Below are 9,927 nucleotides of genomic sequence, written 5' to 3'. Positions count from 1 at the left end.
TTCATTATTTTTAATTTGATAATTAACTGTATTATATAGTTTTGAGCAATGCCAACTTAACTCTTTAACTATCTCTAATTGTTTATGACTAAAATTAGGTTTGAATTTAAATGTTAATCTCATTCTTTCACCTCCTTTGCATTGTTATCTATGTTAATTATAACATACTATTGACACATAGTCAACTATGTAGTATTATTATTTTAGGAGGTGCTTAAAATGGCTAGAAAAAATATCAATACTACATTAGAAGAAAAATTATACAAAAAGATTAAGGTGTTAGCTATTAAGTTAGACAAAAATGCTAATGATTTAATTGAAGAAGGTATGGAGTATATCATTGACAAATATTCTAAAGAACAATAATTTTAAATTCAATATTTAATTAAATTTAAAATAGCCAATTCATCTCCACCTAATACAGTAGCTTAGATGGAGTTTTCTTGGCTGTTCTAGATAAAATCCAACTAAATAAAAAGAGGGTAGGTATAATGAAGAGAGCGATTGTATTTATTAATGGAGAAATGAAGGGAAAAAAAGATTTTTATCTAAGATATATTCAAAGGGAAGATGAAATTTTTTGTGCTGATGGTGGAGCAGAGTATGCTTATGAGTTAGGATTAGTGCCAGAATTAATTTTAGGAGATTTTGACTCAATTTCAAAAAAAGTTTTAAATTATTATCGAACTAAAGGGGTTAGATTGAAGAAATACCCATCTGAAAAAGATAAGACTGATAGTCAAATTTTATTAGAGTTTTTAGTAGAACATGAGTTTGAAAAAGTTGTTATTTTTGCTGGGTTAGGAGGAGGCTTAGATCATGTTTTAGGCAATCTATATTTATTAGGGAAGTTTTCTAAATTTGATATTAATTTGAGTTTAGTTAGTCCTTCAGAAATAATAGAAGTAATCAGCGAACAAAAAATCATAAAACACCAACAAGATAAACGCATATCTTTTTTACCATTTACTTCTAAAGCTACGGGGATAGATTTAGAAGGTTTTAAATATGAGTTGACAGATGGGGTAATGACTAGGGGAGATACATTGGGTTTAGGTAATCTTATTACCGAAGAGGAAGCTGTAATTAAATTGGAAACAGGTAAATTACTTATGATAATCCGCACTTAATTAATTAAATGCTTATATAATAAAAAGTAAGGGAAGCTATAGATGATTATTATATAGGAAGAAGTAAAGGTGGAAATGAATATAAAACATGAATGCTTGAAAAATAAAGTCTAAAATAATTTAAATTGAAATGTATATAATACCTTAGTTAGGTAATAATTAGTATGGGGGGGTCGGTTGCATGAAAGAGTGTGTTGTGGAGCATAAGCCTTGTGAATATTGTGGTGAATGTCTATTTTGTGATGTAAACCCTAATAAAGAATGTGATAACTGCATGGAATGTGTTCAAGGCGAAGTTAATTATAGAGGGGTTAAAATAGATAAAGTTCATTATGATGAACCAGAATCTAATTAAAGCAAATAATTCAAGAAGCAATTTATTAAAATTAATAAATTGCTTCTTGAATTATTAAGCGAAGATGAATATATTTTTTTGAATTTCTGCTGATTCTTTCAGTGGTTTTATTTTATAGTCTAGAGATCATGTTTTTATAGATTATGGCTAACTTTTATTTTTTAAGATTTTTATATAAATTTATAATTTGGAAATCTGAATAAATAAGAATGTTGAAATAATAAGTGGTTATTTAAACATTATAAGGTTACCAGAATTATTTTTAGTCTGTTTGAACAAATAAAGAAGCAAACTAATATCAGCATTACTTCGTTAAAGATATATTTAACGAATAATTATGTTAAAGAGGTGACTATAATGAAAAATTTAACTTATAAGCGAGCAATTAAAAGCTTTATTAAATATTTAATTGCTGAACGTGGTTATTCAAACTCTACAGCAGAACATTATGAACATGATTTATCAATATTTGGAAGATATCTTGAAAAAGAATTCAATCATAACTTGTCAACCTTGCAAGTGCAGGATATTGATGAATTTCAAATCAGTGAATTTTTAAGTGATATTATCTTAATAAAAGATAATAGCCCTGCTGCTAGAAACCGTAAATTATATAGTTTACGTTCATTTTTTAAATATCTTAAGAAAAAAAAGATAACCAAAGAAAATCCAACTAGTGATATCGAAGCTACAAAGAGTAGGTTCAAATCAGAACCTGTATACTTAAAAGAAAGTAATATTAAAAATTATATTAGAGCTATCAAAAATCACAATAGCAAAAATAAAAGTCGAGATTTGGCAATTACTAAAGTATTTATTTATTGTGGACTGCGTATTTCAGAATTAGTAAATCTAAACTTAAATGATATTAATTATCAGGAACAATCAATCAAATTTTATGGTAAAGGTAATAAAGAACGTTATGTGCCATTGCATAGTGAAGTTATCACAGCTATTAAAGATTATCTTCCTGATAGAAAAGAAATCTCCCCTAGTAATTTTGATGCTAAAGAAGCCCTTTTTCTATCTAATCGTGGTAATCGAATCAGTGTTCGAACAGTTCAAAAGATGGTCAAGAAATATGCCAAGAAAGCAGGAATTAAAGATGCTGAAAAAATAACTCCTCATAAATTAAGACATACTTTCGCTTCACTTTTATATCAGAGAACAAAGGACTTACGTGTGTTACAAGAATTATTGGGGCATAGTGATATTTCCACAACTCAAATTTATACTCACACAGATAAAGAACAGCGTAAACACGCTGTTCAACAAATGCCTAAACTTTAATTTGATTTGTCTTTAAAAACATCTTCTAAAGCCGTTTCGTACTCATTGAGATTGCGATTAGCTATCCATCTGATGTCATTCAACTCCTCTTCCCTCTCCCATTCATCTCTTTCCTCCATTTTTTGTTTTAAAGTTTCTAGTTCCATTAAATGTATATTCAACATATTGATCTCTTCTTTAATCTTATCTAACGGGCCAACATCGAAAGTCCGATATTGATCACGAATAAATTTAATTTCTTTTTTATCAGGAAAATTTTCAACCAAGTGGTAATTAATTTGATTTAAAGTTAGCATTGTTGATAACAAGCCACTTCCTTTTTTCAACAACTCATCATCTTGATAATCTTGTTGGATAATATCATTAGATAAATCTATCATTTGTTGTAACAAATTAAACTGTTGATCCATCAATTGATCATAATCATCTATTTTATCTGCTAATTTTAATTTCATACTCCCACCCTTTCAATGTTGGTATTATATTCTCAAAACCTAGTTTCCCCTGTTTGATTAATTATCATACATTGAAATAGTGAATAACCAATGATTAATCTCTTTTTTTAGTTTTACAAAAATTAAAAATAGTTAACTTGTCTGAGAACTAAATTAAATTTCATTTTTTTGATCATCATCAACAATTAATAACTTATATATTTCTTTTAATTCATCCTTTTCAAAGTCTGTTATTTGATTATTATCTTTCTTTGCTTTTAAATTTTTAGCTATTTTAATTAATCTTTCCACCTCATCTTTCCTCATTTTCTTTCCTCCTTGTTAGCTTTATTGATTCACTAACATTATATTGAAAGCAAAATATTTTTGTTACTTTTAATACTTCACGGGCCAATAAACTATATATTAATAAATACAGTAGAAAAAGGAGTGACTACAAAATAAAACAACATTCATTAATTAAAGGTGCTTTTATTTTGATGTTAGCCGGTCTTTTTAATAGAATATTAGGCTTTGTTTTAAGGATGATCTTGGTTAGGGTAATTGGCGATGAAGGTTTAGGGTTATTTCAGATGGTATTTCCTGTTTTTATAACCTGCTCTATCATTACCACAATGGGACTACCAGTAGCCATCTCTAAATTCACCTCTCAAGAAATGGCTAACAAGAATTATCAAACAGTCTTGAAGAATTTTAAATTAGCAATTTCTTTAGTAATAGTTAGTAGTGTAGTCGTTGTCTTTATTTTTACTAATAGTGCTGAGTTTATAGCTAATAATCTATTAAACGACCCTAGAACTTATCCTATTTTGCTTACAGTTGCTCCAGCACTCTTTTTTGTTAGTATTTCTTCCATTTTACGAGGTTTTTTTCAGGGGTTAAGGATTATGACTCCAACTGCTGTATCACAGATAATAGAACAGATAACTAGGATGATTGTAACTTTATTTGTCTTATATAAATTAATTGATGCTCCACTCAAGCTTAAAGCAACTGGAGTAGCAATAGGAGTAACTATAGGAGAAGCAGTTGGTTTTTTAGCGTTAGTGCTCATCTTTTTCTTTTACTTACCAGAAGTAAAAAAGAACTGCTCAGAATCTAGTACTAGAACAAGCTTTGTTCTAATTAAAAAATTATTGAAATTTGGAGTACCAATTACCTTAGGTCGTCTTGTAGCTTCATTAATGTATAGTGTAGAGGCAATAGCTATTCCTGGCAAGCTACAACAGATAGGATATAGTGTTTCAGAAGCTACATCATTGTATGGTCAATTATCAGGAATGGTATTACAATTAATTTATTTACCGACAATTATTACAATTGCATTAATGTCAAATCTAATTCCTGCTATTTCTGAATCGGCTGCTCATAATAATCAACAAGCAATTAGAAAGAAGTCACTAGAAGCCATTAGACTAACATTTTATTTGGGTATGTTAGCAGTGGTTATCTTATTTTTAGTACCTCATCAAATTACTGATTTAATCTTTAATTATCCCCAAGCAGGTGAATATTTAAGGCTATTAGCTCTGCCAGCTATATTCATGTATTTATCTCAGATATTTGCTGGGATTATTCAAGGGTTAGGTAAGCCTAATTTAGTTGTTAGAAATTCAATTGTAGGATTAGCAATTGAGTTAGCTATTATTCAATCGGTTACTCTCTTTCCTCAATTAGGATTTCATTTAATTATCTTAGCAATTGGAAGCAGATATATCATCATATCCCTTCTGCATTATGGCTCGATTAATAATCGAGTCAAGTTACAGATTCCAATCATTCATCTAATTTTTAAACCAATCTTAGCTAGTAGTTTAGTAGTGGCTATTCTACCACAGCTCTATAAACTGATTTATTATATGTCTAATAGTGACCTGATCAGCTTAGCTGTTTCGATTACATTAAGTAGTAGCTTCTATTTTACTTTTTTAGTTTTAACTAACGGAATAACTGGAGAGGATCTGGAGCGATTGAAGCCCTAAAATGAGCTTTGCTCATTTTAGTTTAAGATTAAGATTAAGGTTAAGTAAATCAAAGAAAAAACTCTTCTCTTTAAAGAGAAGAGTTTTTTTAGATCTTGCTTAAACTCAAACTCAATCTCAGACTAAAGTTGTCTTAAGACAACTTTACCTACCAACTTGCTTTTCTTACACCAGGTAGTTTACCCTGATGGGCCAACTCTCTAAAGCAAATTCTACAAAGTTTAAATTTACGCAAAACACCATGAGGTCGTCCGCAAACCTTACAACGGTTTTCTTGTCTAGTAGAGAATTTTGCTTTTTTGTTTGTTCTTTCAATTTTTGCTTTGCGAGCCATTATATACCTCCTTTAAATATTATAATACTTTCAGTTAAATTAAAGTCTGTTATTACAATGCTTCGCATATAATTAAGTTTCTCTATACCTTCGTAGTGTACAATTTACTTAGAACTTATATTTAACAGAATCGTTCATCAATTATAACATTACTTTAGAACAATTCAAATAGTAATAATTACTATTTGAATTGTTCTAGGGTTATCCAGCTAATTCTGCTGTTGCTGTTTTAGTCTTACTTCTATTTGCAACTTTCTTCTGTTATTCTGCTGCTTTATCGAAAGCTTGTCCTAAATCAGCAATAATATCATCAACATTCTCAATTCCGATCGATAATCTAATTAAATCATTACTGATACCAGCATCTTCTTGCTCTTGTGCTGATAATTGTTCATGGGTCGTTGAAGCAGGATGGATAATTAATGTTCTAGTATCACCAATATTAGCCAACAAAGAGCATAACTCAACACTATTAATCAACTTCTTACCAGCATCAAAACCACCTTTGATTCCAAAGCAGACCATACCCCCAAAGTGCTTTTGCTGCTTTTGGGCCAACTCATGCTGAGGGTGACTTTCTAGACCAGGATATCTGACCCATTCTACTTGAGAATGACTCTCTAACCATTGAGCAACCTGCAATGCATTGCTAGAATGTTTCTCCATTCTTAATGACAATGTTTCTAACCCCTGTATGAATAACCAGGCATTCATTGGACTTAAGGCTGGCCCTGTATCACGATAACCTTCTGTCCTCATCTCAAAGAGTAACTTTTCTGGGCCAACAATTACCCCACCAATTGAACTACCATGCCCACCAATATACTTAGTAGCTGAGTGAACTACTACATCAGCTCCAAATTTAAGTGGTTGAGATAAATATGGTGTATTAAAGGTATTATCAACAACTAACTTTAAATCATTACGATGGACAATCTCAGCTATAGCTTCAATATCAACAATATCTAAGGTTGGGTTGCCTGGAGATTCTAAATATAAAAACTTTGTATCATTTGTAATCCCTTCTTCCCAAGCAGTCAGATCATGAGGATCGACAAACTTGGTTTCTATACCATATTTAGGTAAAGTGGTAGCGAATAAATTATATGTACCTCCATAAATATATTTAGAAGATAGAATCTCTCCGCCCCCTTCTGCCAAAGTAAGAGCAGTTAAATTGATTGCAGCCATCCCTGAAGAAGTAGCCAACCCCGCTTCTGCTCCTTCTAAAGCTGCTACTCTCTGCTCCAAAACAGCATTGGTCGGATTAGTAATTCTTGTGTAAATATTACCGGCTTCTTCTAAAGCAAATAATCTCGCTGCATGATCTGCATCATCAAAGACATAGGAAGTAGTCTGATGAATTGGTACAGCTCTTGCTCCACTACTATCTTTTTTTGGATCATATCCTCCGTGTAAAGCAATAGTGTCAAATGAATAATCTTCTCTACTACTCATTATTAAATCCCCCTTTATAAAATTAAAAAGCCTCTTCTGATAAGAAGAGGTTGGTAGTAAAACCTTCTTATCTGTCAATACCGCTTAGGTATTGCTGGAGGTAGCACCTTCCCTATTAATATAGGAGGTTGCTGGGCGTCAATGGACCAGATCCCTCAGCCACTCTTGATAAGATGATATATATATTTATTTAATGATAACATAACATATTAATTATGTCAATTTAGAAAGCTATCTTTTTCATCCGTCTTTACTTCTTTATTTTCAGCTATAATCTGTTCTAAATCGAAGATCATTTCAGTAACAATTTCAGAAACTGACCTATCTTCAAACCAGAAGTTGTGATACCCCTCTTCAATTCTTTCCTTAACCAGTCTTTCTAAATCAAAATCAGCAAAGTTACCTATTTCATGAGAAGCACCTTGCTTTAAATACTCTAAAAGTTGAACCTTAATCCCTTCTTTCAACCCAACTCCAGTTAACCACTCTTCTTGTAATGGCAAATAAGCTGGCATTACATTTAACTTTTTAGCTAACAAGAGAGTCTTCCTTTGAGCCACAAATTGAGCAAACTTATAAGTAGCTTTAGTATGGTCATCACCTCGATATTCCTCTTGGCGAAATAAAAGTAAGCTCCTTGTTTCTATGGGGACAACCCCTTTCTTAAATTTAGAAGGTGGTGGTAATAAGGTTAACTCAGTTCCTTCATTAAGCTCTCGTTGATAGAGGTTATTTAATAACCAGAGGTTAATTGGAGCAATTACTGCCGCTTGATTCTCCCAGAAATACGATAATAATTTTTCATTCATTCTCTTCTCCTCTCTGGGGAAGACACCTTTATCACGTAACTGTTCTAAAAATTGAAAGGTTTCAGTTAAGTCTTTTTCAGTCAACAACAACCTTCTTTCAGAAGAGATTAGCTCCCCCTTGCCTGCTGCCATTAATAATTGATAGAAGAGTTCTGGATTATAAGGGTTGAATATTATTACTTTATCTTCAGCACTAAGCTCTTGGCTAAACTTTTCAAACTCTTGCCAATTCCATCCCTCTTGCACCACTTGCTCTAAATCTAAACCAGTTTGGGCCAACACCCCTTTATTGCCTACCCAAAGTTGTGGAATTAACCAAGTAGGTAAGCCCCAGATTTCTTCCTCACCTGATAATGCTCTCAGGGCTAACGGATCATAATTATCCAATTCCTTAGCCCCTGCCTCATCCTCTAATTTTAAAAAAGGATTGACAGGAAGTTGTAACTCTTCAGAAATCAATTTAGTACCAAAGATATCATTATAAATATCAGGTCCTCTATCCTCAAGTAATGACTCCTTTAGTCGTTGTTCACCTTCTGCAAAGGATAAAAGTTGATAATTGACTTCGATATTAGGATAGAACTTATTAAACTCTTCGATCGTATTTTCTAAAAACTCTCGATAGTCATTTTCTAAGTCGATAAATAATGGATAATCCCAGTAATCTATCTGATATTTCTGATTAGGATCAACTTCTACAGTTGGATCAATCTTAAATCCAGTCTCTGCCCTAAATTTAACATAAAAGATGACAGCCCCACTAATAATCGTTATTAAGAGCATAATTGTAATTATTCCTATCCAACTAAGATTAAACTTTAGTTTCTTCCACATCCTTCAATACCCCTCTTTTCTTATTTAACGCTCTCAGCTAAATTAAAGCCTGCCATTACAATACTTCACAGACAACTAAATTTCTCTGCACCGCCGTCTTAGTGTACAATGTACAATTTACAATTAAATTCAAAATCATAAAACCACAAACACTTAAACCATCAATAACTGCAAAGCATCCTACGCCTAAATATTTTATCTTCCAATATTTTCTTTTAGCTGAGAGTACTCTTATTTAATCCCTAAAATATAAAAGGTATTATCATCTGCTATTAAATCATCCTTCAAACCATAAAAATATTTAAATTCCTTCATTGCATCTTGAGTACCCTCACCAAACCTCCCATCAGTATAACCAGGATCAAACCCATGCTCTCTTAATTTTTCTTGAAATAATAAGACATCCTTCCCTGTCTGACCAGGTCTTAAATCATGGGTAATCTCAACCGGATCTCTATTACCGATAATTTTGACTCGAGTACCGACTTCAACCCAAGTATAGAGAATCTTAACATGCCGATTAAACATTCTAATACAACCATGACTGGCTGCCGTCCCAATTGAATGGGGTTTGTTGGTACCATGAATTCCATAAATTCCCCAGGGAACATTTAATCTCATCCAGCGAACTCCAAAGCCACCTCCCCAATCAGCATCTTTGGCAATGATTGCCCATTCACCAATAGGAGATTTTGTTGAAGGCTTTCCAACTGCTACAGGGAATTTATAATGAATTTCTCCATCAGAGTAAACGATCATCTCTTTTCTATAAGCATCTATCAATAAAGAAACTTCTCCTGTCGGCTGCTCTAAATTCTGAGCAGCTGTTTTTAATAATACTTGATTAGCTACTTCAGTTATCTGAGTCCAGGTATTTTCTCTAACCACTCCTGTGACCGGTAAGCCATTAGCAAATTGAAATCTTCTGACAGCTTGATAAGTCTTTTGATCATAAATTGAATTTAACTTTCCTTCATAAAAGCCTAATGCTTTTAATTCACGTTGTAATTCTAAAATATCATATCCTTTCATCTTCGGTTTACGCAACCATAATTCACGATTATCTAAGCAATTGTAATCAGGCTCAACTGTAGCTTCAAGGTAAATAGGACTCATAGTCATCAGCATCAATAGGATAATGACTACTAAAAACAAGAACTTTTTTAACATTAATAAACTCCTTTCTCAAATTAGATAACTTACTAATTATATAATAAGTGAGGGTGTTTGCTATTTTATCTTTTAAAATTATAAAGGCTAAATAAATTTTAGGAATATCT

11 protein-coding genes and 1 riboswitch are annotated in these 9,927 nt (G+C 31.9%); of the genes, 5 read left to right on the top strand and 6 right to left on the bottom strand.

All coding sequences use genetic code 11. The features are described 5' to 3' along the window. Positions 1–219 precede the first annotated feature (219 nt). From MWH25_RS05640 to xerA, 4 genes are all read left to right on the top strand, one after another. Positions 220–366 (top strand): hypothetical protein, encoded by a 147-nt coding sequence (locus MWH25_RS05640; RefSeq protein ID WP_248626662.1) that lies wholly within the window; start codon positions 220–222, stop codon positions 364–366. 125 nt (positions 367–491) lie between these two features. Next, the gene (locus tag MWH25_RS05635; protein ID WP_248626661.1) at positions 492–1,130 is read left to right on the top strand and encodes a thiamine diphosphokinase; all 639 of its coding nucleotides are present in this window, start codon (positions 492–494) and stop codon (positions 1,128–1,130) included. A 181-nt stretch (positions 1,131–1,311) separates the two neighbouring features. Further along, the gene (locus MWH25_RS05630; protein WP_248626660.1) at positions 1,312–1,485 is read left to right on the top strand and encodes a hypothetical protein; all 174 of its coding nucleotides are present in this window, start codon (positions 1,312–1,314) and stop codon (positions 1,483–1,485) included. A 357-nt stretch (positions 1,486–1,842) separates the two neighbouring features. Beyond that, positions 1,843–2,775 carry a site-specific tyrosine recombinase/integron integrase gene (xerA, locus tag MWH25_RS05625; RefSeq protein WP_248626659.1) on the top strand — a complete coding sequence of 311 codons (933 nt, stop codon included), beginning with the start codon at positions 1,843–1,845 and terminating at the stop codon, positions 2,773–2,775. On the opposite strand, the gene MWH25_RS05620 is transcribed toward xerA, so the two are convergent. Beyond that, on the bottom strand, positions 2,772–3,230 hold the full coding sequence (locus MWH25_RS05620) for a hypothetical protein (RefSeq protein WP_248626658.1): 459 nt from the start codon (positions 3,228–3,230) through the stop codon (positions 2,772–2,774). The genes xerA and MWH25_RS05620 overlap by 4 nt on opposite strands. Positions 3,231–3,383: 153 nt before the next feature. After that, positions 3,384–3,536, bottom strand: a complete 153-nt coding sequence (locus MWH25_RS05615) for a hypothetical protein (protein WP_248626657.1) — start codon at positions 3,534–3,536, stop codon at positions 3,384–3,386. 98 nt (positions 3,537–3,634) lie between these two features. On the opposite strand from MWH25_RS05615, the gene MWH25_RS05610 reads away from it, so the two are divergent. Beyond that, positions 3,635–5,212, top strand: a complete 1,578-nt coding sequence (locus tag MWH25_RS05610; protein WP_345947228.1) for a putative polysaccharide biosynthesis protein — start codon at positions 3,635–3,637, stop codon at positions 5,210–5,212. Between the two features lie 148 nt (positions 5,213–5,360). Here MWH25_RS05610 and MWH25_RS05605 read toward each other — a convergent pair whose 3' ends face one another. From MWH25_RS05605 to MWH25_RS05590, 4 genes are all read right to left on the bottom strand, one after another. Beyond that, positions 5,361–5,546 (bottom strand): type Z 30S ribosomal protein S14, encoded by a 186-nt coding sequence (locus tag MWH25_RS05605; RefSeq protein WP_248626654.1) that lies wholly within the window; start codon positions 5,544–5,546, stop codon positions 5,361–5,363. A 261-nt stretch (positions 5,547–5,807) separates the two neighbouring features. Continuing rightward, positions 5,808–7,004, bottom strand: a complete 1,197-nt coding sequence (locus MWH25_RS05600; protein WP_248626652.1) for an O-acetylhomoserine aminocarboxypropyltransferase/cysteine synthase family protein — start codon at positions 7,002–7,004, stop codon at positions 5,808–5,810. A gap of 64 nt (positions 7,005–7,068) precedes the next feature. Then, positions 7,069–7,179: riboswitch (SAM riboswitch) on the bottom strand. Positions 7,180–7,222: 43 nt separating this feature from the next. Next, entirely contained in the window at positions 7,223–8,647 is a 1,425-nt protein-coding gene (locus MWH25_RS05595; RefSeq protein ID WP_248626650.1) for an ABC transporter substrate-binding protein, read from the bottom strand. Positions 8,648–8,878: 231 nt separating this feature from the next. Further along, positions 8,879–9,817: a L,D-transpeptidase family protein gene (locus MWH25_RS05590; RefSeq protein ID WP_248626648.1), complete on the bottom strand. Its 939-nt coding sequence runs from the start codon at positions 9,815–9,817 to the stop codon at positions 8,879–8,881. Positions 9,818–9,927 lie beyond the last annotated feature (110 nt).

Origin of the sequence: Natroniella acetigena (assembly GCF_023227745.1) — a bacterium.
GTDB lineage: Bacteria > Bacillota > Halanaerobiia > Halobacteroidales > Halobacteroidaceae > Natroniella > Natroniella acetigena.
This window is presented reverse-complemented; position numbering and strand designations above follow the sequence as displayed.